Consider the following 25,831-nt stretch of genomic DNA (forward strand, 5'->3'; position numbering starts at 1 on the left):
ACCGGTCTGCCACTTCAGGTGCGGAAGAAGGCAATCGACTGGTTGATGCCGCCGGACAGATCCCGCAGCGACTCGGCTGTTTGCGACACGCTCATGGCCGCGGCGACGTTTTCCTCCGACATCTGCGCCAGCGCCTCGACTGTCTTGGCGATATTCTGGCTGGCAATCGCCTGTTCGTTCAGCGCGTAGGAAATCTCGTTCATCACGTTCTGCACCTGGCCTGCCTCGCTACCAACCTGATTCATGATCTGGCTAGAGCTGCCGGTTGTTCCTTTGACCTTGTCGATGATGCTGGTGCAGCCCATCATGGCGCTGGCCGCTTCATCAGAGCCGCTCTGGATAGAGCTGATCATGCCAGAGATCTCCTGGGTGGCACTGGTTGTGCGCTCGGCCAGCTTGCGCACTTCGTCAGCCACCACGGCAAAGCCGCGTCCCATCTCCCCGGCTCGCGCCGCCTCAATGGCGGCATTCAGTGCCAGCAGATTGGTCTGGTCAGCCACATCCTTGATCATCACCGAAATCTGGCCGATGCGCTGGATATCGCCCGACAGATGACCGATGCGCTGCGCGGCATTGGCAATCACCAGACTGACCTCTTCCACCTCGGCACCCGCCCGGTTGACGGCATCACGTCCCGAATCGGCCAGCTGACCAGAACGGATGGCCAGCTGATTCGCCTCACCCGCCTTGTCGGACACATGTGATACCGAGGTCGTCAGTTGCTCGACCGAGGCTGCGCTGTCGGCAGTCGACTCCGACTGGTGCTCGGAGCTGACCGTTACCTGCTGTGCGGCCGATACCAGCTCGCCCGCGGCCAGATCCAGCGTCTGGGCATTCTTCTTCAGTACCTGCACGATACTGATCAGGCTGTCTTGCGCCTGACGCAGCGCCACCTGCATTTCGGTAATTTCGTCCTTGCCCTGCGGTTGTTCGAGTATGGTCAGATCCCCCGCCGCCAGCCGCGCCAGCGACTCTTTCAGCTTGGCAATCACGCTATTAATGCTGCCGCTGATAGTCAGCGCGACAGCCACGGTGAAAATCACTGCCAGCACGATCATCACGATAGTCAGGGTGGTGATGCCGCTGACCGTTGCCTTGCCATCCGCATTGGCGTCCGCAGCCAGCTTCACATTGACATTGACAATTTCGGTCAGCAGATTGTCTGCCGCGTCAAAGGCCGGGCGTGTCTGCTGGATATACAGCGCAGCTGCCTCTGCAGTCTTGCCCTCGTCAACCAGCTTGACCACCTCGGCGGCCGATTGCAGGTATTTTTCCCACGCCGGCTTCAAGCCTTGCAAGGCAGCCTTCTCGGCATCGCTGAGTACCACCCCCAGATACTTGGTCATCAGCTGATCATACTTTTCAGCACGCTGCCGCATGGCGTCCTTGGCCGCAGCACGCCCTTCGGCTGTCGGCTCGACCATCATGCGCAAAACAGCACGGATATGGTAAAGCGCCTGCATATTGACATCGGATACATCCCGGATCGGCACCAGATTATTGTCGTAAACCGATACCATCATTTCGCCGATTTTTTCAGACTGCCGTACTGCATAGATCCCCTGCCCGATAATGATCAGCAACATCACCGCGAATGCCAGCAGCAGTCTTGCCTTGATTGTCATGAACCGCATCGCACACCTCTCTGTTTTTTAATATCGGGTCGCTCCCTTCATCAGTTCTAGCTGGTGGAATTATTAAATCAATACCCTTGTGCAGCAGATAGTTACAAATCGCCGCATGCATGACCGGACACTGTGTTGCAGTTTGAACAGGCAGGCCCCGCAGACTATCGTAAATGACAGGGCTATGTTTCTGCCGGCAACAGGCAGTCACAAGCACCTGCAGACCTCCCCCCGCAAGGACCCAGCCGCATGCCTACTGCCGAAAAAAATCTGGATCGCCAGCAAAGGTTGTTCAGCTTTACTTTTGTGGCCATGTTGCTGTTCGCGATGACTTTTGCCGCTTATGTCTACGCCGAATGGCGGCTTGACCAAGCCAATGAACGGCGCTTCACCTCGTTTGCGCTGGCGGACGAGCTCAGGCAATCGTCCGACGATCTGACGCGAATGGCTCGCGCCTATGCAGCCACCGGCGACTTGCGTTTCAAAACCTATTTCAACAAGGTCAAGGCGATTCGAGATGGTCTTGCCCCCCGCCCAATCGAATACAACCTGATTTATTGGGATCTGCTTTTGGCGGGAGAACACCCGCCGGACAAGGTAGGCCCGGCTGCCAGCCTGCTCAGCCTGATGCTGCAAGCCGGTTTCAACGAACAGGAAATGACCAAGCTGTACGAGGCAAAACAGCAGTCTGATTTGCTGACAGAAATCGAGTGGCGCGCCATGGAGCTGGTCGATACAGCCAAGCCGGGCGATGAATTGCAGACTGCCCGGATCCGCCAGCAGGCGATGAACCTGCTTTTTGACGACCGCTATGTCCAGACCAAGGCACGCATCATGCGGCCGATCAACGACTTTTATCACATGGTGGATGTGCGCACGCGCGAGGAGGTGGCCCTCACCGCGCTGCACGCCCGCATCACCCGCGGTATTTTCTTGCTGGTCACGGGCATACTGTGCTGGCTGTTGTGGCAGATCCAGCGCTATACCCGCCATGTGCTGGGCTGCTCGCTTGGCGAGCTTTACCAGCACATTCACCACATCGGCGAGGACAAACCGTTACCGGCTGTCAGCTACAAGCAAGACACCATCCTCGGCTGGCTGATGGAAACAGCCAGCCATCTGCAGCAGCTCTCCACGCAGAAGGCAGCCATCATGAGCGAGCTGGAAAACCAGGCAATGATGGATTCACTGACCCGCCTGCCCAATCGCCGCGCGCTGGTCGCCTATCTGGCGCAGATACTGCAGCAACAGCCACCGCCGCGACTGATTCTCGCCTATCTTGATCTGGATGGTTTCAAGCCGATCAATGACCGCTACGGCCACGCGGCGGGTGACCTGGTACTAAGCAAGGTCGCCTCACAATTGCATGCCCGTCATCTGCCACCGGATTTTGTCGCACGCATCGGCGGCGACGAGTTTGTGCTGGCCCTGCCAGACAGGCTGGATCATCTGGCCTTGCAGGAAGAAATGCGCCAGCTGGCCTGGCATATCAGCCAGCCTATTGCCTGGCAAAACCAGTTTCTGAGCGTCACCGTCAGCATCGGCCTGACCGAGTACATCCCTGCACACCGGGTCAGCGCCGACCAGCTGATCAGCCAGGCCGATCACGCCATGTATCAGGCCAAGCAGACCGGCAAGAATGGCGTGCACTTTTACATTCCCGACAGTCACACCCACGCCTGAAGCGTGCGGCCAACCTTGCTTGGCCGCACGCCGGGCAGGCCGCACCGCAGACAGCTTATTCCGTTGACTTGCTATCCAGCCAGATGGTTACCGGACCATCGTTGATCAGCGCCACCTGCATGTCGGCGCCGAAAATACCGGTCGGCACCGGTTTGCCCAAAGTGGCCGCCAGCAAGGCCACAAATTCGTCAAACATCGGCGAAGACTGCTCGGGCCGTGCGGCCCGACTGTAACCGGGGCGATTGCCCTTTTTCGTACTGGCCATCAGGGTGAACTGGCTGACCGCCAGTGCCTCGCCGGCGGTATCCAGCAAAGACAGATTCATCACACCCTTGTCGTCATTGAACACGCGCAACTGGCTGATTTTTTTCACCAGCCACTCGCTATCGGCACGGGTGTCGGCCTCTTCGATGCCGACCAGCAATAACAGGCCCTTGCCGATTTCGCCGCTGATTCGGCCCTCAACGGTAACCGACGCCTGACTGACACGCTGCACCAACACTCTCATCTCTTGCCCCTTAAGCGTTACAATAGCCGGCTGAATTTCCGCAAAGGACAAGCCCATGCTGATGGTAGTCTCCCCGGCCAAGACGCTCGATTATGACACGCCCGCAGGCGATCGCCGCCACAGCCTGCCCGCCCTGCTTGATCACAGTGCCGAGCTGATTCGCGTACTGCGCGAAAAAAGCCCGGCTGATATCGGCCAGCTGATGGATATCAGCGATGCCCTCGCCACGCTCAACGTTGGCCGCTTTCATGACTGGCAGCCGGACTTCACCCCGACCAATGCCAAACAGGCGGTACTGGCCTTCATGGGCGATGTCTACGAAGGGCTGGACGCCGCCAGTCTCGATAGCGCCGGGCTGGATTATCTGCAAAACCACCTGCGCATCCTGTCCGGACTGTACGGCCTGCTGCGTCCGCTGGACCTGATGATGGCTTATCGCCTGGAGATGGGCACCCGCCTTGCCAACCCGCGCGGCAAGAATCTGTACGAATTCTGGGGCGAGATCATCACCGCCGAGCTGAACCGCCTGCTGGCCAACGAGGCCGAGCCGGTGCTGGTGAATCTCGCGTCTGACGAATACTTCAAGTCGGTAAAGAAAAAACAGCTGCAGGCGCGGCTGATTACGCCGGTGTTCCAGGATCTGAAAAACGGCCAGTACAAGATCATCAGTTTTTACGCCAAACGTGCACGCGGCCTGATGGCGCGCTGGGCGACCGACCATCGCATCAGCGAGGCGACGCAACTCAAGCAGTTTGACAGCGAGGGCTATGCTTTCGCCGCCGAGGCGTCGGACGAGCATACCTGGGTGTTCCGCCGCGATCCGCAAGCGCATTAAGCATCAACATAGCCGCCGAAGCTGATGGCTGATGCCCGGTCTCAATAGCCTTGCGGCCAACCTTTGAGGTTGGCCGCAAGGCTATTGAGCAAGTCATAGTCAACAATCAGCCGCGCACCGCATTCTGCAAAGGCTTGCCGGCAGCGTAATCGCTGACATTAGCCAGCGTGGTATGCGCGATATTGCCCAGCGCCTCGTGCGTCAGAAAGCCCTGATGCGACGACACCAGCACATTCGGGAAAGTCAGCAGCCGCGCCAGCTGATCATCCTGCAGGCCGGTGCCTGACAGATCCTCGAAGAACACGCCCTCTTCCATCTCGTAGACATCCAGCCCGACTCCGCCCAGCTGACCCGACTTCAAGCCTTCGATCAGATCATGCGTATTCACCAGGCCACCACGGCTGGTATTGATCAGCATCGCGCCCGGCTTCATGCGCGCAATATTGTCGGCATTCACCAGATGGCGGGTAGCCGGCAATAGCGGCACATGCAGGCTGATCACGTCCGACTTGGCCAAGAGCGTATCCAGATCAACATAATCAAAACCCATCGCCGCCGCCTGGGTGGCATCCTGCTGCACGTCGTGCGCCAGCACCTTCATGCCAAAGCCGCGCGCGATACCGATGGCGGCAAAACCGATCTTGCCGGTGCCGATCACGCCGAAAGTCTTGCCATACAGGTCAAAGCCCACCAGACCATCCAGCGAGAAGTCCATCTCGCGTACCCGCACATAGGCTTTGTGGATGCGACGATTCACCGCCAGGAGCAAGGCAAACGCATGCTCGGCCACGGCATGTGGCGAGTAAGCCGGCACCCGCACCACCTGCACGCCATGCTGCTGACAGGCCGCCAGATCCACGCCGTTAAAACCGGCACAGCGCAGCGCCACCAGCTTCGTTCCCATCTCGGCAAGGCGACGTATCACCTCGGCATCCAGCTTGTCGTTCACGAAGGGGCAAACCACATCAAAACCTTCCGCCAGACTGACCGTGGCCTGATTCAGCCGTGGCTCGAAAAACACCAGCTCGTGGCCATAGTCGCGGTTGGCCGCCGTCAGCGCCTGCCGGTCGTACTGTTTGGTATCAAATACAGCGATTCTCATAAAGCATCCTTGATTTATGCATTGAAAGTACAACAATGCCGGCGGGTATTCATGACACACACTTTAAAATAAAGCTTACAAACAGTCACTCAGATAAGCATACTTTATAAATTGGGAGATTATTGATTTGGATCAAGCACTTGTAACACTTGAAAATGGGTCCGCCATTTAAGATGGCGCGCTTAATGGCAGCGCAAACCCCAGACGGATTTCACCACCCATGAAAATCAACCAGCCCATCAGCAATGTGGAAGTCCCCTTCACCCAAGGGATCATTGTGACGCAGACCAACCTCAAGGGCATCATCACCTATGCCAATGACCAGTTTGTCGAGCTATCCGGCTTCAGCCGCGAAGAGCTGGTGGGTAAAAACCATAATGTCGTGCGCCACCCCGAAATGCCGCCGCTGTTATTCCAGGACTTGTGGGACACCGTCAAGGCCGGCAAGTGCTGGCGCGGCATCGTCAAGAATCGCTGCAAGAACGGCGATCATTACTGGGTAGATGCCTTTGTGGTACCGGTCAAGCACGACGGCGAAACCCGTGGCTATATGTCGGTGCGCACACCAGCCAGCCGCAGCGCCATCCAGCATGCCGAAGCCAGCTACCCGGCGCTGATGCAGGCCAAAAAACTGCACAAGCCCAAGATGCAGGGCCGCTTGCTGGCACGGCTGCAAAGCAGCTATCTGGTGCTGATCAATCTGTTGCTGTTTGTCGCGGCCTGGTTTGATGAAGGCATGATCGGCGCCGTGATTGCCGGCCTCGGCATTCTCACCACTGCCGGCTTCCTGCTGCTCAACCGCAGCCGCGAACAGCACCAGAACCGCTTGCTGACAGCCTGCCTGAACATTGCCGAGGGCAAGCTCACCAACAAGCTTGATATTGACCGTGCTGGCGAACAAGGCCAGCTCGAAGCCGCCCTCGCCTATATGCAGGTGCATCTGAAAGTGATGCTGGACGAATTGCAGATGACCGCCCGCGCCCAGGCCAGCGAAACCGCCAGCATCCAGCAGCGCATCGAAGAGCTGTGCCAGCGCATGGAGGCCGGCAATGAAAACGTGCGCGAAGTCAGTGCGGCCGTGGAAGAGTTGTCATCGTCCATCGAAATCGTCGCGCAGAATGCCGATGACACCGCCCGCATCAGCCACAAGACTGGTGAACTGATGCAGACCAGCACCAATGAAATGAATACCTCACGCGAGCGGACGCTGGCAGCCAGCCAGGCAGTGGAGCAGGCACAGAACATCATTGCCAACCTGTCGTCAGCCATCGAGGGCATTACCAAGGTTACCCAGACCATCCACGATATTGCCGAGCAGACCAATCTGCTGGCACTGAATGCCGCCATCGAAGCCGCACGTGCCGGCGAGACCGGCCGCGGCTTTGCCGTGGTGGCCGATGAAGTGCGCAAGCTTGCCGAGCGCACCAGCCTGAGCACCGACGAAATCAAGCAGCTGATCAGCAATGTGCACCAGGCTGCCGGCAAGACCGTCGCCGCCATTGCCACCATTACCAACGAGACTCGCGCCGGTGCCGATGCCCAGCAGCGTACCAGCCAGCAGCTGCTGGAAGTCAATCACAGCACCCGCGAGGTCAACCAGATGATGCAGTCGATTGCCAGCAGCAATGTGCAGCAGTCAGCCACGGCCGCGCACCTGGCTGAAACCATGGCCAATATCTCCGAGCAATTCCAGGTTTCGCAGGGCAATATCAGCGCCGCCAGCCTGGCTGTTGGCCGCCTCGCCAAGCAAGCCGAACAGTTAAAAACACTCGCCTCGCATTTTGAGGTCGAAAATCCGCGTTAAGCGCCAAGCCCCAGTTATCGAAATGGCAAGCCTGATAACAGGCTTGCCATTTATCTTTAAAAACCTTTGCATTCTCTTTGTACAATTCAGATACTTCCGCCATTACTGACTGCTACAAGAAAGGGAATACATGTCCATCATCAAGGAATTCCGCGAATTTGCCATGCGTGGCAATGTCATCGACCTCGCCGTCGGTGTCGTCATTGGCGGCGCCTTCGGGGCCATCGTGAAGTCCCTGGTTGACGACGTAATCATGCCGCCTATCGGCCTGCTGGTGGGCAATGTCGACTTTGCCAATCTGTTCTTCGTGCTGAAGGAAGGCGCCAAGGCTGCCGCGCCGTATGCCTCGGTGGCTGCCGCCAAGGAAGCCGGTGCCGTGACCCTGAATGTCGGCCTGTTCATCAACGCACTGGTCAGCTTCACCATCGTGGCCTTTGCCATTTTCATGCTGGTCAAAACCATCAACCGCCTGAAGCGTGAAGAAGCGCCGGCACCGGTTGAAGTGACCACCAAGGAATGCCCGCACTGCCTGTCGACCATTCCGCTGAAGGCCACACGTTGCGGCCACTGTACTTCCGAACTGAAGTAAACAGCTGTACACGCCGTGACAACAAGGTTGGCCGCATGCGGCCAACCTTGTGTTTTTTGTGGCCAGCGCATAGAATCGCCGCGTCCTGAGGGAGTAGCCGCCCCGCGAATGCGACGGGGGCTAGCGTCAACATACTTGAAGACCACGGTCTTTATGGCGCTGGCAGCATCAGCCTGGCAAGACTCATGACTTTCCGATGCGTAGCGGGGGCTGCGGTATCGGCGAGTCATGTTGCGCTTGCAGCCCCCGGGAATCATCATGGAAGCCTTTCTGATCTCCACCGGCATCGTTGCCCTGGCCGAAATCGGCGACAAAACCCAGCTGCTTGCCCTGCTGCTGGCCGCCCGCTTCAAAAAACCCGTCCCCATCATTCTGGGCATCTTTGCCGCTACCGTACTGAACCACCTCGCTGCAGCCTGGCTGGGTCAGGTTGCCTCTGCCTATATCACCGACAATATCCTGCGCTGGGTGCTGGGCGTGTCTTTTATCGCCATGGCCATCTGGATGCTGATTCCGGACAAGCTTGACGATGACACCCGCCTGTTCGACAAGCTCGGGGTGTTCGGCGCCACCACCATCGCCTTCTTTCTGGCCGAGATGGGCGACAAGACGCAGATCGCCACCGTGGCACTGTCTGCCCGTTTTGATGCGCTGTTCGCCGTCGTCATGGGCACCACGCTGGGCATGATGATTGCCAACGTGCCGGCCGTTCTGCTGGGTGAGGTTGCCGCCAAGAAACTGCCGGTGGCCACCGTTCATCGCATTGCGGCCTGTATTTTTGCCGTACTGGGCGTGATCACCCTGGTCGGCTGGTAAGTACAGCGGCTGTCCGCGGCTCGCCCTGCCAGCGGACAGCCCTGCCTGGCGGCACCGGGTTGGCCGCGGCATCTGCCATCACCTCAAGCCAGCTGCCTGACAGCAGGCTGGCCCCCATCTCGTCGGCCAGTTTGAGCATGCGTCCGCAGACTATCTGGTCAACGCCCAGCACAAAGCCCTCCGCCACCAGTTGCGGCATCAGCTGCCCAAGCTTCTGCGACACCACAGGAAACACCAGCGCACGATGCAGCAAGGCGGGTGCCAGATTGAAAAATGCCGGCTCAAAACGCCACAAACGAGCCAGATCATCCGGATAAGCCCCGAAATGATCGAGCCCCATGCGAAACCCCGCGGCTCGAAACTCGGCAAACAGCTGCCTGCCACCACTGCCGGACGGGTGGCAAGCCAGCTGCAATAACAGATGCAAATGCTGCTGCCCCAGTTGCAAGGCCGCCAGCAAATCGCTGCAGACCCGGGCCAGCTCGGTTTGTGTGTGGCAGCAACAATAGCCGTCCAGAGTCAGGCGCAGTGCCTGCCCCTTGCCGAATTGCTGCAAACCGTTAAGCACATGCAGCACCACGATCAGCTTGCGCAAAGCCAGCGCCTTGTCATGTTGATGATTAAGCGACAACAGGCAGGATGCCGGCAGCCGCTGACCAAAGCTGCCATGTATCCGCAAGGCGGCGGCCTGCAACTGCAAGCCGCCATCAGGTGCCCGCACCGGCACAAACTCGCTGCTCAGATACCAGTCATCAAAACCGGCAAACCAGCACTCGCCATTCCAGCCCAACTGCAAAGCCACGGCATGCTGCTGCAGCAAGGCCTCACAGCGCCGGTATTGCCAGTACTGCAAGGAGTCTGCCGGCAAGGGCAGCGGCTTGAAACGTTTCATCACTCATCTCCGGCTTGATTGCCGGCAATGGTAAGCAAGTGCGACCGGAGTACAAATCCGAATATCTAAAATCGATATACGCGCAATTGCTATGCAATATTCCCGATAAGTTGAGCGGATAAATTCACTTCTTGGCGACGCACCGGCTACCTAGACTGGCTCAAACCCTCACAGGAGTCACTCATGCCAGCCAGAAAACCACTACTCATCACCCTCTTGCTCAGCCTGGCCATGCCGGCTCTGGCCGATACCAGTCTGCTGAATGTGTCCTACGACCCGACACGCGAGCTGTACCAGGACTTCAACGCCGCCTTCAGCAAATACTGGAAGACCCGCACCGGCGAAACCTTGCAACTGCGCCAGTCACACGGCGGCTCGGGCAAGCAGGCGCGCTCGGTGATTGATGGCCTGGAAGCCGATGTGGTGACGCTGGCGCTATCCAACGATATCGACGAGCTGCACCGTCATGGCAATCTGGTGCCGGCCAACTGGCAAAAACGCCTGCCGCACAACAGTACGCCTTACACCTCCACCATTGTCTTGCTGGTGCGCAAGGGCAATCCGAAGCAGATCCGTGACTGGAATGACCTTGCCCGCCCCGGCATCGAGGTGATCGCCCCCAACCCCAAAACTGGCGGCGGTGCGCGCTGGAACTACCTGGCTGCTTGGGGCTATGCCCAGCTGCAACCAGGAGGCACCGAGCAAAAAGCCCGTGATCTGGTGCAAAAAATCTATCGCAATGTGAAAGTGCTGGATTCCGGCGCACGTGGCTCGCTGATTACCTTCGCGCAGCGCGGCATTGGTGATGTGCTGATCTCATGGGAAAACGAGGCCTTCCTCGCCAGCAAGGAGCTGGGGCCGGACAAATTCGACATTGTCGTACCCTCGATTTCCATCCTTGCCGAACCCTCGGTCAGCATCGTGGACAAGGTGGTCGACAAGCGTGGCACCCGCAAGCAGGCCGAGGCTTATCTGCAATATCTGTACTCGCCAGCCGGCCAGGAGTTGGCCGCACAAAACTACTACCGGCCACGCGATGCGGCTATTGCCGCCAAATATGCCGACCGCTTCGCCAAGGTCAAGCTATTCACCATCGACGAACAATTCGGTGGCTGGGCCAAGGCACAGAAAACCCACTTTGACGACGGCGCCATTTACGACCAGTTCGGCATCGGTCGCTAAACCTTTATCCAGATACGCCGCAGCGGGCCGTACCCTCCCCTGCGGCCGCTTGCCGGCCACCCGCAGCTATGGCAGCATGGCGGCGGGTCTGCAGTTCACCCAGGCGTCGCCAGGAATTTCTTCCCACGCTAAACCTGACAGGCATTGCCTATTTTCCTGCTTGGCCCGATCCGTGCCAGGCCGTAACGGCGACCGCGGCATTTCCCCTAGCGGAACATGGCACCTAGTACAGGATTGCGACCATGTCACGTACCACCTATCCGTTTTACTGCAGTGATATCTCGGCGCTTGCCCGTTCGCTCAAGGAGCAATGGCAACAGGAACAGCCGCCCGGCCACTTGCAGATCATGAACATGCTGGCCAAGTCGGCCGGCTATGCCAACTTCCAGCACCTGCGCGCCAGCATCGAACAAGACCGCTCGCATGAGCAGGCCGAACAGCAACTGCCGCCAACGGTGCGCAAACTGCTGCGCCACTTTGATGACAGCGGCCGCCTGCTACGTTGGCCGCACAAATTCAGCGAACAGGCCATCTGCCTGTGGGCGGCGTGGGATTGCCTGCCAGATCAGGGGATTCATCCCGAAGCCCTGATCAACGATGTGCTGCGTCAGTGCCAGAGCTTCAATGACCATGTGCTGCTGCGGCGCGAGCTGGTCAATCACAAGTTGATGGCCCGCACCGAAGATTGCCGCCAGTACTGGAAACTTGGCCGCGACATCCCGGCCGACATCCACGCCTTGCTGCAAATCCTGGCCAGACGGCGCTCACGCCAGGCGGCCAACTGACAAAACGGGGCCAGCAATCTTTGCTGGCCCCGTTTTTATTGCTTAACGATACAGATGGCAACGCACCTGATGGCCGCCATCCAGCACATGGACCGCCGGTGCCTGCTCGGCGCACAAGGCGGTGGCCTGCGGGCAACGCGGGTGAAAACGGCAACCGGCCGGTGGCGACGCCGGGTTCGGCGGCTCACCCTGCAGCACAATGCGCTCGCGGCGAATCTCCGGATCTGCCAGTGGAATCGCCGACAGCAAGGCGCGGGTGTAGGGGTGGGCCGGCGCCGAGAACAATTGCTCACCGCTGCCCTGCTCGACAATCTGCCCCAGATACATCACGGCAATGTCTTCGCACAGGTGCTCGACCACGGCCAGATCGTGCGAGATAAACAGAAAACTCACCCCCTGCTGCTTGAGATCGGCGAACAGATTGATGATCTGCGCCTGGATCGAGACATCCAGCGCCGATACCGGCTCGTCGGCGATGATCAGCTCCGGCTGCAATGCCAGCGCCCGGGCAATGCCGACACGCTGGCGCTGGCCGCCGCTGAACTCGTGCGGATAGCGCTGATAGTGGCTTTCGTCGAGGCCGCAGGTCTTCATCACCGCCAGCACCCGCTCGCGCACATTGTCCTTGTCGGCCAGACCATGCACACGCATGGCCTCACCTATCGCCTCGCCTACCCGCAGACGCGGATTCAAAGAGCCCAGCGGGTCCTGGAACACCAGCTGGAAACGCGGGCGCAAAGCCTGCCACTGACGGCGACTCAGACCCGGCAGGGACAAGCCGTCAAAGCGGACATCACCACCATCACCTTGATACAGCCCGGCAATGGTGCGGCCAACCGTGGTCTTGCCACTGCCTGACTCGCCAACCAGCCCGAGGCTACGGCCACGGCGAATCTCGAAACTCACCTCATCCACCGCCTGCACGGCACCGGTCTGTCGCCCCAGAATGCCGCCGTAAACCGGAAAATGCTTGCGCAGGCGCTCGACCTGCAACAGTACCGCTGTACTCATGCTGCCACCTCCTCGATGACCGTTTGCAGGCAAGCCAGCTGACGGCCATCATCACCTGTCAGCAAGGGCGGAATCTGCTGCCGGCACACCGCTGTCGCAACCGGGCAACGGGCGGCAAAGGCGCAATGCGCCGGCAAGGACTTCAGATCCGGCACCTGGCCCGCGATGGCGGCCAACCTGGCCAGCCGGCGGCCGGGCACCGGCCTTGCCGCCAGCAAACCACGGGTATACGGATGTCGCGGCTGGCGGAATAGATCGCGCACCGGCGCAACCTCGACCACCCGGCCGGCATACATCACCACCACCCGCTGCGCCATTTCGGCCACCACGCCCAGATCATGGGTGATCAGCAACAAAGACATGCCGTCCTCGGCCTGCAAACGCCGCAGCAGATCAAGAATCTGCGCCTGGATGGTGACATCCAGCGCGGTAGTCGGCTCGTCGGCAATCAGCAGGCGCGGCCGGCAACTAATGGCCATTGCAATCATCACCCGCTGCAGCATGCCACCCGACAACTCATGCGGATGACTGGCGGCAATCGCCTCCGGCCGCGCAATGCCAACCCGTTGCAACAGATGGATACTTTCCTGCCAGGCCTCATTCGGACTCAGCCGGCGATGCTGCAACAACGGCTCCATCAATTGCTCGCCGATAGTCAGCACCGGATTGAGGGCACTCATCGCCTCCTGAAACACCATGGCAATGCCGTGGCCGCGCAGCGCCTGCCAGTCACGCGCCGACTGCTGCAAAAGGTTGGCCGCAACGAAATGGATACTGCCACCCGTAATCTCGGCATTGGCCGGCAGCAAGCCCATAGCCGCCAGCGCCGTCACGCTCTTGCCGCAACCGGATTCGCCAACCACAGCCAAGGTCTCGCCTGCGCGGATATCAAAACTGACATTCTGCAAGGCACGCACCGCACCCTCCTCACCCTGAAACTGCAAGTCGAGATTGGCGATCGACAACAGCACATCTTGTGGTCTTGCGCTCATCTTGCGCCTCCGTTCTTCATTTTCGGGTCCAGCGCATCACGCAGGCCATCGCCCAGAATATTGATGGCAATCACGGTGGCAAAGATGGCGATGCCGGGCGGCATCCACAGCCAGGGCCGCTGCTGGAAATCGATCAGGCTGTTGGCGCTGTCTATCATATTGCCCCACGATGGCGTCGGCGGCGTGACGCCCAGACCCAGATAACTGAGCGAAGCCTCGCCCAGAATCGCACCGGCCACACCCATGGTGGCCACCACGATCAGCGTCGGCAGCGTATTGGGCAAGAGATGCACGCCAAGGCGTCGCCACAGCGGCAGACCCAGAATCTCGGTTGCCAGCATGAAATCCCGCCCCTTTAGCGACAACACCTGGCTGCGGATGATACGCGCCAGCCCCGGCCAGCCCAACAGACTCAACATCAGCATCACCAGATAGATGCGCTGTTCGGGATCAACTTTCAGCTCGGACAGCATCGCCCCCAGAATGATCAGCAAGGGCAGGCCCGGAATCGTCATCAGCAAATCGGCACTGCGCATGATCAGCTTGTCCGTCCAGCCCCCCAGATAACCGGCCAGCGCACCCAGCACATAGCCCAGCAATAGCGACAGCACTACCGACACCAGCCCGACCAGCAGCGAGATACGCCCCGCATACAAGAGCCGCACCAGCACATCGCGCCCCAGAAAATCGGTGCCCAGCCAATGGCTGGCACTGGGCGGCTGGTTGCTGAGCAAGGCATCGGTGGTTTCCAGATCCCATGGCGACAGCCACGGCCCCAGCACGCAGGCCGTTACCAGCACGATCAGGAAGCCCGCGGCCAACATGGCCGCACGATTGCGACGCAGTCGCCCCCAGGCCAACTGCCATGGCGTGCGGCCATACAGACTTACCGGCTCGGTCAGCGCCTTGCGCCTTGCCGCCCCCGGCAAAAACAGCGAAATCGTATTCATCATTTTCCTCAACGCAGGCGGATACGCGGATCAACCCGTGCATACAGCACATCGGCCAGCAGGTTGCCGACGATGGTCAGCGTGGCCAGCAGCATGGTGAAACTCATCAGCACCGGATAATCACGGGCGGCCAGGGTGTCGATATGGATGTGGCCGACACCGGGCCAGTTGAAGATTTTTTCGGTGATGATGGCGCCGGCAAACAGGCCCGGCAGTTCGAAACCCAGCAAGGTAATCATCGGCAGCAAGGCATTGCGCAAGGCATGCTTGAAGATCACCACCCGCTCCGGCAGGCCCTTGGCACGGGCGGTGCGCACAAAGTCCTGCGCCAGCGCCTCCAGCATATTGGCGCGAAAATAGCGGGTCAGACCGCCAGCCTGCAGCATCACCAGCGTCAATACCGGCAAGGCCATATGCCAGACGACATCTTTCACATAGTCCCAACCCTGCGCCTCGCTGGCCAGCGACACCATGCCGCCCACCGGCAGCCATTGCAGGTCGACAGCAAACCACTTGATCAGTAACAGGCAGAGGAAAAACACCGGGAAAGACATGGCGGCAAACACCGCCAACGTCACCAGCCGGTCAAACCAGGAATACGGCCTGACTGCGGCCAACACGCCGACAAACAGCGACAGCCCCCAGTACAGCACGGTCGCAACACTGGCCAGCAGGAAGGAATTCCACAAATACTGGCCGATCAGATCGCTGACCGGAATCTGGTGTTTGAGCGAAAAACCCAGGTCCCCCTGCAAGAGATTGCCCATCCACACCAGATAACGCTGCCAGACCGGCTGATCCAGCCCGTACAGCGCCTTGAGTTCGGCGGCGCGTTGCGGGGTCAGCGTGTAGTTGCCATCGACAAAATCCCCCGGTGTCAAGGCGAACACCAGAAAGATCAATACCGAGGCACCAAACAAGAGCGGCACACTGCCCAGCAGGCGCCGCAAGATATAGATACGCATCACAGACTCTCGGAACGGGGCCGCCGCCGCGGCCCCAAGGTTGGCCGCAACTTAGTTGGCAACGATCTTCAGCTTGGGCAGGCTGCTGAAAATGCCGTTGTAGACATCCGGCTGATAGTTGGCGACACGACTGCTGTTCACATACAGCAGCTTGCGGGTGGCCAGCAGAATCAGTGGCACATCATTGCCCAGCGTCTGGTAGAGCTTGTTGTACACCTGCTTGCGCTTGCTGGTATCCAGCGTGGCATTGCCGGCCTGAATCAGGCGATCCACCTCGGCATTCTTGTAACCAGAGCCATCTTCGGTATTGGCGGACAGATAGCGCGACACGCCATCATGCGGGTCATCCAGCCCCGGCGTGCGGAAGGTGGCCAGGTCGTAATTGCCGGCCTTGCGCTTGGCCAGCAAGGCATTGAAATCCGACAGCTCGGGGCGCAGGTCGACACCGATCTGGCGCCAGCTTTCCTTGGCAATCGGAATCAGCGCATCGTTGAACAGGCTCTTGGTCGCCAGTAGCGAAATGGTCAGTTTCTGGCCGTTTTTCTCGCGAATGCCATCGGCACCCAGCTTCCAGCCAGCCTGCTCAAGCAGCACACGCGCCTTGGCCGGGTTGAAGGCATACGGATTCACGCCGCGCGTATCATGCGCCCACGAAGAGGGCGAAATCGGCACGGTTGCCACCTGGCCATGCCCCTGATACACCACATCAACCAGCTTCTTGCGATCAAGACCGTAAGTCAGCGCCTGACGCACCCGCACATCCTGAGCCCAAGACTTGCGATGGTTGAACTCGATCAGGCTGTAATCGCTGGAGTCATAAATATGCAGCTTGGCAAAACCAAGCGACTTGAGCTGGGCGATATTGTCGTTATTGATGGCAAAGCCTTCCAGATCCGTCTCGCCGGTCTGGAACAGCTGCAACTTGGTGGCATCGCCGGTCACGCGATAGATGAAATTTTGCACAGCCGGTTTGCCGGCATAGAAATGCGGATTGGCGCTGAAACGCACCTCCTGCCCCGGTACGAACTTCTCGTAACGGTATGGCCCGGCACCCAGTGGCTTGCTGCTCTGCTGGCGCACACCATCAATCTTGCCCTGGCTGTAAGCCTTGCCGTAATAGGCACGCGACAGGATAGGGCCGCCGAGCGTGGTCAGCGTGGTGGCTCCTGGCTCTAGCACCGTCACCCGCAAGGTCTGCGGATTCAGCACCTCGATACCACTGATCTTGTCTGCCTTGCCGGCCTTGTACTCGGCACCGCCCTTGACCTTGGCCAGAGCAATATCACTGCCACCGTCATAGCTCGGATCGTGCAGGAAAGTCAGGGTGAAAGCGACATCATCGGCGGTAAACGGCGAGCCATCACTGAATTTCAACCCTTTACGCAGCTTGAGGGTGTATTGCAGGCCATCCTTGCTGATCTGCCACGATTCGGCCTGCTCGGGAATCGGCTTGCCGCTGATGTCGCGGCCAATCAGGCGGCCAAAAATCACTTCGGTGACATTGCCATCCCAGCCATTCTGGATCAGGTAAGGATTGAAAATGCCTTGCGGTGCCGCGATCGCGCCGACCACGGTGTCTTTGCGCAGCTTGGCCTGGGCGGGAACGGCTGCCGGATTGCCCGGCGCGATGGTCAAGGCATGAGCGCTATGCGCAAAAACGCCACTCAGAACGCCTGCCAGTACGATTTTTTGCCATACGTGGATATTTCCAGCCATTGTCTGCTCCTGATTAAATTGAATTCACAGGAAAAGACTAAAGCCATCACCCCCAATGACGAAGCACTAAAAAATCATGTATTAAGCGAAAAAGCAGATAAACCGCCCTACTTTTGCCGCCCTTCACGTATGCCCTGACGCATCACCTTGAGCTGGCCGGCGAAATGGCGACAATTACGGCACAAAAACAGATGCAGGCGCAACGATACCCGTTCGTAAGCATTCAAGGGCCTATCCTGGCTGTCCGAAATCAGGCGACTAGCCTCGCGGCAACTGAGCTTCATGTTTTATCCCCTCCAAACCAGTGCAATCCCAGACACTCGCGCAAATTCATGCGTGCGCGATATAGCAGTACCGAACAGTTAGTCGCCGTGATCTCCAGATTCTGACAAATCTCGGCAATCTCCATATCCAGCACTTCGCGCATGGCAAAGGCCATGGCCATGCGTTTTGGCATCGACTTGGCGCAGCGTTCGTACACCTGCCAGAACTGGTTGGCGAGCAAGGACTGCTCGGGCACGCCCCAGGCGGCGACTTTCTCCTGCCAGTGTCCGCCGGCGGCAAACACCCCGTCCAGATCACTCTCGTCCAGATCCTCTGCCAGATCGGTCGCGACCTCGCGATGCTGCTTGCGCACGATATCGATCAGCTTGAAACGCAATATCGACGTCAGCCAGGTGCGCAGGCTGGATTGGCCGGCAAACTTTTGCCGCCCCTCCAGTGCTGCCAGCAATGCCTCTTGCACCGCATCCTCGGCCGCCGCCTGATCGCGCAGCTGCGCCAGCGCATAGCGCAGCAGATACGGGCGTTCTGCCTCGATTTCCTTCTCTGTCGGGCTCATCTTGCCTCCCTGTTCATGCCTGTGCCTTTAACGGCGCAGGCATTGTTCGACGGCGTCAGACAAACGCTCGACACCGACCACTTCCAGTCCTTCGATAGCCTGGCGCGGCACGTTGGCCGCAGGCACGATGGCGCGTGAAAACCCCAGCTTGGCGGCTTCTTTCAGCCGCTCCTGCCCGCGGGTGACCGGCCTCACCTCGCCACCAAGACCAATCTCGCCAAACACCACCAGCTTCTCCGGCAAGGGCTTGTTTCGTTGCGAGGATACCATGGCAAGGATTACCGCCAGATCAGCCGCCGGCTCGGCGATTTTCACGCCGCCAACCGCATTCAGGAACACATCCTGATCGAAACAGGCAATGCCGGCGTGGCGATGCAGCACCGCCAGCAGCATCGACAAGCGGTTCTGCTCGAGGCCAACTGTCAGCCGCTTGGGCTGAAAGCCATGCGCGTCATCGACCAGCGCCTGGATTTCCACCAGCAGCGGTCGGCTACCTTCTTGCGTGACCAGCACGCAGGATCCGGCCACATCATCACGATAACTGGACAAAAAGATCGCCGACGGGTTGGATACCCCCTTGAGGCCCTTGTCGGTCATGGCAAACACGCCCAGCTCGTTGGCCGCACCAAAGCGGTTCTTGATCGCGCGGATCATGCGATAGCTGGAATGGCTGTCACCTTCGAAATACAGCACGGTATCGACGATGTGTTCGAGCACGCGCGGGCCAGCCAGCGAGCCTTCCTTGGTGACGTGGCCGACGAGAATAATCGTGATACCGTGCTGCTTGGCCATGCGCGTCAGCTGTGCCGCGCATTCGCGCACCTGCGATACCGAACCCGGCGCGGAAGTGACCTGATCGGAATACAGCGTCTGGATCGAGTCGATCACCGCCACATCCGGCATTTCATTCTGCAAGGTGGCCAGAATCGCTTCGAGGCGAATCTCGGACAACAGGCTGACACGGGCGGCATCCACCGCCAGTCGTGAAGCGCGCAGCGCAATCTGCTGCGGCGACTCCTCACCGGAGACATACAACACCTTGCGCGTCGCACCTATCGACGACAGTGCCTGCAGCAGCAAGGTGGACTTGCCGATGCCGGGGTCTCCACCCAACAGCACCACGGCGCCATTGACGATACCGCCGCCGAGTACGCGATCCAGCTCGCCGATACCGGAGGGTTCGCGTGGCACTTCGGCCGCCTGCACGGTAGACAACAGCTGTACCGGCTGGGTTTGCGAAGTCCAGCTCTGGTAGCGCGTGTTGGCCGCCGGGGGTGCAGCTATCGCCTCGGCCAGGGTATTCCACTCGCCACAGTGCGGACATTTACCCTGCCATTTCGGCGAGCTGCCGCCGCATTCGGCACATTGATACATCGTTTTGCTCTTGGCCATGTACGCTCTTCAAAACAACACAACCCGCCGGTTCCCCTGGCGGGTTGCTAGATGAAATCAGACGGATCGGATCACTTTTTCGGCATCGCAGCCGGCTTGCCGAAAGAATCTTCGGTTGCCGCTGCGGCCGCCGGAGGCTCCGGCGCCTTGCTGTCATTGATGATGCCCAGCAGGCGCTTTTCGGTTGGCGACGGGCCGGTCGGCTTTTCCGCCGCCTTCTCGTTACGCCGCAAGGTGGAGAGTATCGCCTCGGTTTCCGGGTCATTCTTTACCCACTGCTCGGCTTCTTCGGCCGTCATCGGCCCTTTCACCGCCGGGGTAATCAGCTTGCTGACGGGGGGGGCTTCTGCGGCGTGCTCAGTTTTTTTTTGAGCCTCTGCGGATCCGTGGTCTCCGGCAGCTGAACTTTCGGCATGAGCAGGCTCCGTCACCGGTGCCGGATCAGGCATGGGCGGCAAGGTGTCGAGCTTGTTCTTGGTCATGTATTCGTTCATCTCGCGCCAGCCATTGAAAACCTGGCCCTTGTCGGCGTCAGGATTACGCGAGTAGCACTCTTCCAGCGAACGCCCGGTCTGACGGCACGAGGCACCGATAGCCTTGTTGGCTTCAGTCGCCAGCCCGCTGACATTCATCACCCAGTTGCAAGCGGTCAACATGCTCAACAAGGGCAATAACACCAGTGCTCTCATGCCTGTCCTTTTATCAGTTAGCCTGCTTGCGCAGATCCAGTTCTACCAGCTCGCCGCTACGGCCTTTGCTGGCAGTGCCCAGCCAGTACAGCATATGCGGCATCAGCTCGGCAAGCTCGCCCCGCTCGCTCTTGGCTTCGCCCGGATGGGTGCGCGTGCGCTGTGGCGAGTTGACCGGACCAGGCACCAGCAGATTCACCCGCAGATTCGGCCAGACATCCCACTCGTTGGCCGCCACTTGGGTCAGATGCACGAGACCTGCCTTGGACGCGCCAAACGCGCCCCAGAACGGGCCGGGGTGCATGCCGTGCGTCTCGCCAACAAACAGCACTGTCGCGTCATCCGCCACTTTCAGCAACGGCAGACAGGCACGGGTCAGTGCAAACGGTGCCACGGTATTGATGCGGTACTGATTCATCCACTCATCGATGCGCTGGTCCACCAGCGGCGACAGCGCGTAAAAATGCGCCGCACAATGCACGATGCCATCCAGTCGACCTACGGCCTGCTTGATCTGGAAAGCCATGGTGTTGAAATCATCATCACTGGCCTTGAGCAGATCCAGCGGAATCGCCACCGGCTCGGGCAGTTCTTCTGCCACGATTTCATCGTAGACTTTTTCAAGGCCACGCACGCTGCGGGCCAGCAATACCACGGTCGCACCATGACGAGCGGCAGTCAGCGCCGTCTCGCGGCCGATACCCTGGGTGGCACCGGTCACCAGAATCACGCGACCGGCCAGATAATCCTTGTCAAAATTTTGCATCATGTCCTGTTATTCCAGTCCTGCATCAACGCTTGTGCAGCGGCCTTGCCGCTACGCACCGCGCCTTCGAGAGTGGCCGGATAATCGGCACACAGCCAATCTCCAGCCAGATAAACCGCCTGCGCCCCCGGCCTGATGGCCGGACGCTGCAGATTCACATTGGCCGCGAATGTCGCCCTTTGCTCGGTGATTTGCCAGGCTGCGCGCAAAGGCGGCAAGTCGGGCAGATGCTGTCGCAATTCGGCCAGCAAGGCTTGCTGCAACTCATCACGTGACAGCTTGTCATGCTCGCCCTCGGCACTGATCACCACCGATACCAAGCCAGGTTGGCCGCACAGCGTCTCGCGATCAAACCACCACTGACCAAAACCCTTGACTTGACCACACATGGCAGCCGGCAAGCGCACGCTACTCTCAAACTGCAGGTATATCGTGCTTATCGGCTGGTATTGCCATGTCTTGAGTAAAGCCAGCAAGGCATCATCCTGCCATACACCGGCGACATGATACGGCGCTACTGCCAGAATGGCGGCGTCAAACAACTCGCCATCGATCTGTAACTTGTCGTCTTGCCACTCCAGCGCCCGCACACGATAACCGGCACGCAAGCGCACCGACTGTGCTGCCAGCCAGCGCCAAGCCGGCTCGGCCAGCAGCTGGCCAAGATCCTGACGCGGCAACAACAGCCGACTTGCGCCGGCCTGTGGCGCGCCAAGGCTGTCGCGCAACACATTGGCCAGCAACTGCATCGAGGCCTGCGCCGGCGGGGTATTCATCGTCGCCAGAATCAGCGGTTGCCAGAATGCGGCCAACACACCTTCATCCTGACCATGTAGCCTTAGCCAATCCAGCGCCGCGCAATCATCACCTATCTGCCAGCCGCGCATCCTGAGCAAGGTCAACACCCGCGCCAACGCCCATTTTTGCGACCAGCGCAAACCTTTGGCGGTGAGCAGCCCCCACAGCATGTGCAAAGGCGCAGGCAGGTCCGGACAGCGCATGTCAATGCCGTCAAACTGGAACCAGCGCAGCGGCGCACTCTGCAATGCCGACTCCGGCTGCACGCCGACCTCACGCATCAGCGCCAGACTGTCGCTATAAGCACCGATCAGGATGTGCTGACCGTTATCCAGCACCATGCCTTCCTGCTCGACGCTGCGCGCCCGCCCACCGGGACGGCGACCTGCTTCGTACAGTGTCACCTCTGCCGTTGCGGCCAACCTTGCGGCCGCAGACAGGCCGGCCCAGCCGGCACCAATGATGGCGACTTTCGGCTTCAAGGCTTGTAGCCGAAGGTGGCGGTTTTCCACGCCAGCCAGATCTTGCGCCCCGGCGACAGCGATAGCCGCTGATTCAGTACTTTGCCCGGGCCGTCGAGCGCGATCTCGTCCAGCAGCGTGCGATAGATCGCCGCCATCACCAGACCGATGCGCTGCGACTTGCGATCACAGGCAGGCAACAACGCCCACGCCGCACGGTAACGCTCATGCGCTCGCTCGATCTGGAAGCGCATCAAGGCTTCGAATTCTGGCGTTTCCTTGTAAGCCAGCACATCAGCCGCCGGCACGCCAAAGCGCTGCAGGTCTTCTACTGGCAAGTACAGACGACCTCGGCGCGCATCCTCACCCACATCGCGGATGATATTGGTCAGCTGAAAGGCAATGCCCAACTCGCGCGCATACTTCAGTGTCTTGCGATCCTGAAAACCGAAGATCTGCGCCGACAACTGGCCAACCACGCCGGCTACACGATGGCAATACAACTCGAGATCGCTGAAGCGGCTGTAGCGCGGCACATCCAGATCCATCTGCATGCCGTCGATGATATCGGCCAACCACTCCTGCGGCAGCGCAAACTGCGCAACATGCGGCTTCAAGGCCTGCATTACCGGATGCGTCGGCGTGCCTTGATACAGCTCGGCCAACTCCTTGCGCCACCAGGCCAGCGTGGTGCGCGCCACATTGTCGTCGTGGATATCATCCACCACATCATCAACCTCACGGCAGAACGCATACAAGGCCACCATGGCATCGCGCTGCGCTTGTGGCAGGTAGCGGAAGCTGGCATAGAAGCTCGAGCCGCTACTTGCTGCCTTGTCTTCGCAATATTTTTGCGGTGTCACGTCCGCCTCCTGTTCTTTTTGCGCCAACGCACGGATACAGCCTTGGCGATAATCACTACCCAATCACGCCAGCCAAGCACCGGCCGCTGCCGGAACACATCGCCACGCGCTTCGTGAATCTTCTGCAAAATGCGCTCGCCACCGAGCACGATAAAACGCAACTCCCAGCCCAGCCGCCCCCCCAGCCGCATCGCCAGTGGCGAGCCAGCCTCCAGCATGAACAGGGCGCGTTTGACTTCTTTATCCATCAGCATCGGCCAGACACCGCCGGCATCAGCTGCTGCGATTTGCGTCTCGCTGATACGGAAACGCGCCAGATCATCTTGCGGCAGATAAACCCGCCCCTTCTGCCAGTCAATTGCCACGTCCTGCAAGAAGTTGATCAGCTGCAATGCGGTACAGATACCATCCGACATCGCGATGCTGCGCGGGTCCTGCTCGCCATACAAATGCAGCATCAAGCGCCCGACCGGATTGGCCGATCGCCGGCAGTAATCCACCAGCTCGGCGAAGTTCTCGTAGCGGGTTTTGACTACATCCTGGCTGAAAGCCGACAACAGATCGTAGAATGGCTCAAGCGGCAACGCCCACTGCCCTATTGTCTGCGCCAAGTCCTGCATCAAGAGTATGCCGGGCTTGCCACCAGCGGCAATCACATCCAGCTCGTCCCGCAAGGTCTGCAATGCGGCCAACCTTTGAGCGTTATCGGCATCACCCTCATCCGCCAGATCATCCGCATGGCGGGCAAACCGGTAAATCACATGCACCGCGCGCCGCATACGACGTGGCAGCAAGATAGAACCTACCGGGAAATTTTCGTAATGATCGACTGACATCGCAGCCCCGTCATCAGGACAAAGCCGGATTATACCTGACAGACTACCAAGCCCCTCGCCTCCCAGTGCCATTCATCCCGGCTTTTTTGAAAAACGACCAGCACGGCAGTTGACACCAGTAAAATCATTGTCTATTATGCGCTCCACGTTGCAGCAACGATGCAGCAACGCTAGTGGGGGTATAGCTCAGCTGGGAGAGCGCTTGCATGGCATGCAAGAGGTCAGCGGTTCGATCCCGCTTATCTCCACCACAACCAAGTCCCTATAGTTTAGCGGTTAGAACACTGCCCTTTCACGGCGGCGGCCGGGGTTCGATTCCCCGTGGGGACGCCAGATTATGAAAAAGCCACCTACTTAGGTGGCTTTTTGTTTTTCACCAGCAACCCTGTAGTAGCCCAACAAGTCCAGACACCAGCATGAGTGGTAACGCCACCCCCTTCGCAGATGTGTTTATGACTCATCGCAGCATCAGTCCAAAATTCAAGCACGAGGCGGCCAGCCTCGCCATTCAGCAAAATTACATTGTCAAACAAACCTGCCAGGCACTCAGCGTCAGCGAAACCACTATGCAACGCTGGATATAGCAGCTCCCGCAAGAAAACAAGGCATCACGCCAAGCAGCAAAGCACCTACCCGGAGCGAAGCTCGCACCCAGCCGCCGGTACTGTGGATCCGTTTACTCACCGAGCCTCAGGCTGGCCGCCACCGGAAAGGACGGACAGCAATCTGGTCATTAATGCACCGCCCCATCCGCGGCGACAACGCGGCCAACGTTGGCCGCAAGGCCGATGCTGGATCTAGCTGGGAATGGAATTGGCGGGACAGATGCCGATCGGCATCGTTTTGGCGGGGGAAATTGTAATGACCCCGCTCTTTCTGCACAGGTCAGGCTGCTAATTGATACGCCATCGCCGGCGTCTTCATCCCCAAAGCTTGGTGTGGGCGCCGGTGGTTGTAGAACCCGATCCAGTTGGCAATCACCCGGCTGGCGTGCGCCAGGCTTTCAAAGCGGTGCCGGTGCGCGCATTGCTCTTTCAACGTGCGGATCACCCGTTCCACCATCCCGTTCTGTTCCGGTGTGTACGGCGTGATGAATTCCTGCTGCAAACCGTAGCTTTTCACCAGCGCGGTGTAGCTGCGGCTGGTGAACACCAAGCCGTTGTCGCTGCGCAGCAGGAAGCGTTGAGGCACTCTGCCCAAGCAACCAAAGCGGTTGATCAGCGCGTGCTCCAGCGCCGACTCGGCCGTCTTGGACTTGCCACTGCGTGACAGATGCCAGCCCAGCAGTTCGCGGGTGCAGCAGTCGATCACCAACGCCAAATGGCACCAACCATCCTTACCGGCCCAGATGCGGCACAGGTCGGTGGCCCAGCGTTGGTTCGGTTCGGCCGCTACCGATGGCAGGGCTTGCACACGGGGGCGGAAGCCCACCGGCCGCTTCTTCACCTGCCAGCCTTTGAGCTGGAAGATGCGCTGCACGGTGTTTTTGTTCATGCCCAGCAGGCCTGCTACGGTGCGGTAGCCAAATGAAGGGTTCTCCTCAATCATCTCTTTAATGGGCTCGAGCAGCTGCGGCTGCAGCTTGGGCGCAGCCTTTTGCGGACGGTAGTACAGCGTGCGACGCGGTACGTCAAACCAGCGGCACAGCTTGCTGATGGGCACCTGGATGCCGTCGTCTGCGAGTCCCTGCCGGACGAGGTGGACTACTTGTCGTCCTCGCCCAGCAGAGA

The 25,831-nt window shown here is 59.4% G+C and carries 26 protein-coding genes, 2 tRNA genes and 1 riboswitch; of the genes, 10 read left to right on the forward strand and 18 right to left on the reverse strand.

Translation table 11 applies throughout. From position 1 onward, the window contains the following. Nucleotides 1-14: 14 nt before the first annotated feature. Nucleotides 15-1,625, reverse strand: coding sequence for a methyl-accepting chemotaxis protein (locus ACZ9W6_RS02205; RefSeq protein ID WP_465189429.1), 1,611 nt, complete (start codon nt 1,623-1,625; stop codon nt 15-17). Between the two features lie 249 nt (nt 1,626-1,874). On the opposite strand from ACZ9W6_RS02205, the gene ACZ9W6_RS02210 reads away from it, so the two are divergent. Next, complete coding sequence (locus ACZ9W6_RS02210) at nt 1,875-3,308, forward strand: diguanylate cyclase domain-containing protein (RefSeq protein ID WP_465189430.1); 1,434 nt, start codon at nt 1,875-1,877, stop codon at nt 3,306-3,308. 55 nt (nt 3,309-3,363) lie between these two features. On the opposite strand, the gene dtd is transcribed toward ACZ9W6_RS02210, so the two are convergent. After that, complete coding sequence (dtd, locus tag ACZ9W6_RS02215) at nt 3,364-3,816, reverse strand: D-aminoacyl-tRNA deacylase (RefSeq protein WP_465189431.1); 453 nt, start codon at nt 3,814-3,816, stop codon at nt 3,364-3,366. Between the two features lie 55 nt (nt 3,817-3,871). Here dtd and yaaA point away from each other — a divergent pair, with 55 nt between their 5' ends. Further along, nucleotides 3,872-4,651 (forward strand): peroxide stress protein YaaA, encoded by a 780-nt coding sequence (gene yaaA, locus ACZ9W6_RS02220; protein WP_465189432.1) that lies wholly within the window; start codon nt 3,872-3,874, stop codon nt 4,649-4,651. 106 nt (nt 4,652-4,757) lie between these two features. Here yaaA and ACZ9W6_RS02225 read toward each other — a convergent pair whose 3' ends face one another. Beyond that, nucleotides 4,758-5,753: a 2-hydroxyacid dehydrogenase gene (locus ACZ9W6_RS02225; protein ID WP_465189433.1), complete on the reverse strand. Its 996-nt coding sequence runs from the start codon at nt 5,751-5,753 to the stop codon at nt 4,758-4,760. 220 nt (nt 5,754-5,973) lie between these two features. Between ACZ9W6_RS02225 and ACZ9W6_RS02230 the strand changes: the two genes are divergently transcribed. The 3 genes from ACZ9W6_RS02230 (at nt 5,974) to ACZ9W6_RS02240 (ending at nt 8,962) form a co-directional block, all read left to right on the forward strand. After that, nucleotides 5,974-7,557, forward strand: coding sequence for a methyl-accepting chemotaxis protein (locus ACZ9W6_RS02230; RefSeq protein WP_465189435.1), 1,584 nt, complete (start codon nt 5,974-5,976; stop codon nt 7,555-7,557). A gap of 130 nt (nt 7,558-7,687) precedes the next feature. Further along, nucleotides 7,688-8,146 (forward strand): large conductance mechanosensitive channel protein MscL, encoded by a 459-nt coding sequence (gene mscL / locus ACZ9W6_RS02235; RefSeq protein ID WP_465189436.1) that lies wholly within the window; start codon nt 7,688-7,690, stop codon nt 8,144-8,146. Nucleotides 8,147-8,230: 84 nt separating this feature from the next. Beyond that, a riboswitch (yybP-ykoY riboswitch) is annotated at nt 8,231-8,379 on the forward strand. 25 nt (nt 8,380-8,404) lie between these two features. Then, nucleotides 8,405-8,962, forward strand: coding sequence for a TMEM165/GDT1 family protein (locus tag ACZ9W6_RS02240; RefSeq protein ID WP_465189437.1), 558 nt, complete (start codon nt 8,405-8,407; stop codon nt 8,960-8,962). Here ACZ9W6_RS02240 and ACZ9W6_RS02245 read toward each other — a convergent pair. Further along, on the reverse strand, nt 8,943-9,854 hold the full coding sequence (locus ACZ9W6_RS02245; RefSeq protein ID WP_465189438.1) for an EAL domain-containing protein: 912 nt from the start codon (nt 9,852-9,854) through the stop codon (nt 8,943-8,945). The two genes, ACZ9W6_RS02240 and ACZ9W6_RS02245, sit on opposite strands and share 20 nt — an antisense overlap. 183 nt (nt 9,855-10,037) lie before the next feature. Here ACZ9W6_RS02245 and ACZ9W6_RS02250 point away from each other — a divergent pair, with 183 nt between their 5' ends. Both ACZ9W6_RS02250 and ACZ9W6_RS02255 read left to right on the forward strand, forming a co-directional pair. After that, nucleotides 10,038-11,036, forward strand: a complete 999-nt coding sequence (locus ACZ9W6_RS02250; protein ID WP_465189439.1) for a sulfate ABC transporter substrate-binding protein — start codon at nt 10,038-10,040, stop codon at nt 11,034-11,036. Between the two features lie 242 nt (nt 11,037-11,278). Beyond that, nucleotides 11,279-11,821, forward strand: a complete 543-nt coding sequence (locus tag ACZ9W6_RS02255; RefSeq protein WP_465189440.1) for a DUF2087 domain-containing protein — start codon at nt 11,279-11,281, stop codon at nt 11,819-11,821. Between the two features lie 42 nt (nt 11,822-11,863). Here the strand turns inward: ACZ9W6_RS02255 and ACZ9W6_RS02260 are convergent, their stop codons facing one another. The 13 genes from ACZ9W6_RS02260 to hpnC form a co-directional block, all read right to left on the reverse strand. Continuing rightward, nucleotides 11,864-12,832, reverse strand: a complete 969-nt coding sequence (locus tag ACZ9W6_RS02260) for an ABC transporter ATP-binding protein (RefSeq protein WP_465189441.1) — start codon at nt 12,830-12,832, stop codon at nt 11,864-11,866. Further along, nucleotides 12,829-13,824 carry an ABC transporter ATP-binding protein gene (locus ACZ9W6_RS02265; RefSeq protein WP_465189442.1) on the reverse strand — a complete coding sequence of 332 codons (996 nt, stop codon included), beginning with the start codon at nt 13,822-13,824 and terminating at the stop codon, nt 12,829-12,831. Before ACZ9W6_RS02265 ends, ACZ9W6_RS02260 begins: the two co-directional genes overlap by 4 nt. After that, entirely contained in the window at nt 13,821-14,774 is a 954-nt protein-coding gene (gene opp4C, locus ACZ9W6_RS02270) for an oligopeptide ABC transporter permease (RefSeq protein WP_465189443.1), read from the reverse strand. The genes ACZ9W6_RS02265 and opp4C overlap by 4 nt, the downstream gene beginning before the upstream one ends. A gap of 8 nt (nt 14,775-14,782) precedes the next feature. Continuing rightward, nucleotides 14,783-15,739, reverse strand: coding sequence for an ABC transporter permease (locus ACZ9W6_RS02275; protein ID WP_465189444.1), 957 nt, complete (start codon nt 15,737-15,739; stop codon nt 14,783-14,785). A gap of 51 nt (nt 15,740-15,790) precedes the next feature. After that, entirely contained in the window at nt 15,791-17,455 is a 1,665-nt protein-coding gene (locus tag ACZ9W6_RS02280; RefSeq protein ID WP_465189445.1) for an ABC transporter substrate-binding protein, read from the reverse strand. A gap of 107 nt (nt 17,456-17,562) precedes the next feature. Further along, nucleotides 17,563-17,739 (reverse strand): zf-HC2 domain-containing protein, encoded by a 177-nt coding sequence (locus ACZ9W6_RS02285; RefSeq protein WP_465189446.1) that lies wholly within the window; start codon nt 17,737-17,739, stop codon nt 17,563-17,565. Further along, complete coding sequence (locus tag ACZ9W6_RS02290) at nt 17,736-18,296, reverse strand: sigma-70 family RNA polymerase sigma factor (RefSeq protein ID WP_465189447.1); 561 nt, start codon at nt 18,294-18,296, stop codon at nt 17,736-17,738. The genes ACZ9W6_RS02285 and ACZ9W6_RS02290 overlap by 4 nt, the downstream gene beginning before the upstream one ends. Before the next feature lie 27 nt (nt 18,297-18,323). After that, entirely contained in the window at nt 18,324-19,688 is a 1,365-nt protein-coding gene (gene radA / locus ACZ9W6_RS02295) for a DNA repair protein RadA (RefSeq protein WP_465189448.1), read from the reverse strand. A gap of 71 nt (nt 19,689-19,759) precedes the next feature. Continuing rightward, entirely contained in the window at nt 19,760-20,377 is a 618-nt protein-coding gene (locus ACZ9W6_RS02300) for a hypothetical protein (protein ID WP_465189449.1), read from the reverse strand. Between the two features lie 13 nt (nt 20,378-20,390). Then, entirely contained in the window at nt 20,391-21,146 is a 756-nt protein-coding gene (locus ACZ9W6_RS02305) for an SDR family oxidoreductase (RefSeq protein WP_465189450.1), read from the reverse strand. Then, nucleotides 21,143-22,423, reverse strand: a complete 1,281-nt coding sequence (gene hpnE / locus ACZ9W6_RS02310; protein WP_465189451.1) for a hydroxysqualene dehydroxylase HpnE — start codon at nt 22,421-22,423, stop codon at nt 21,143-21,145. Before hpnE ends, ACZ9W6_RS02305 begins: the two co-directional genes overlap by 4 nt. Then, the gene (gene hpnD, locus ACZ9W6_RS02315) at nt 22,420-23,265 is read right to left on the reverse strand and encodes a presqualene diphosphate synthase HpnD (protein ID WP_465189452.1); all 846 of its coding nucleotides are present in this window, start codon (nt 23,263-23,265) and stop codon (nt 22,420-22,422) included. Before hpnD ends, hpnE begins: the two co-directional genes overlap by 4 nt. Next, complete coding sequence (gene hpnC, locus ACZ9W6_RS02320) at nt 23,262-24,101, reverse strand: squalene synthase HpnC (RefSeq protein ID WP_465189454.1); 840 nt, start codon at nt 24,099-24,101, stop codon at nt 23,262-23,264. The genes hpnD and hpnC overlap by 4 nt, the downstream gene beginning before the upstream one ends. A gap of 175 nt (nt 24,102-24,276) precedes the next feature. Here hpnC and ACZ9W6_RS02325 point away from each other — a divergent pair. The 3 genes from ACZ9W6_RS02325 to ACZ9W6_RS02335 all read left to right on the forward strand — a co-directional run bounded on the left by ACZ9W6_RS02325 (nt 24,277) and on the right by ACZ9W6_RS02335 (nt 24,685). After that, nucleotides 24,277-24,352: transfer RNA gene (locus ACZ9W6_RS02325), tRNA-Ala, on the forward strand. Nucleotides 24,353-24,359: 7 nt separating this feature from the next. Beyond that, nucleotides 24,360-24,434, forward strand: a tRNA-Glu gene (locus ACZ9W6_RS02330). An 83-nt stretch (nt 24,435-24,517) separates the two neighbouring features. Next, nucleotides 24,518-24,685 (forward strand): hypothetical protein, encoded by a 168-nt coding sequence (locus ACZ9W6_RS02335; RefSeq protein ID WP_465189455.1) that lies wholly within the window; start codon nt 24,518-24,520, stop codon nt 24,683-24,685. Nucleotides 24,686-24,986: 301 nt separating this feature from the next. Here ACZ9W6_RS02335 and ACZ9W6_RS02340 read toward each other — a convergent pair. Continuing rightward, nucleotides 24,987-25,831: IS3 family transposase (locus ACZ9W6_RS02340; RefSeq protein ID WP_465189456.1), on the reverse strand; the 845-nt coding region annotated here is incomplete at its 5' end.

The sequence above is a fragment of the Vogesella lacus genome, assembly GCF_979366295.1.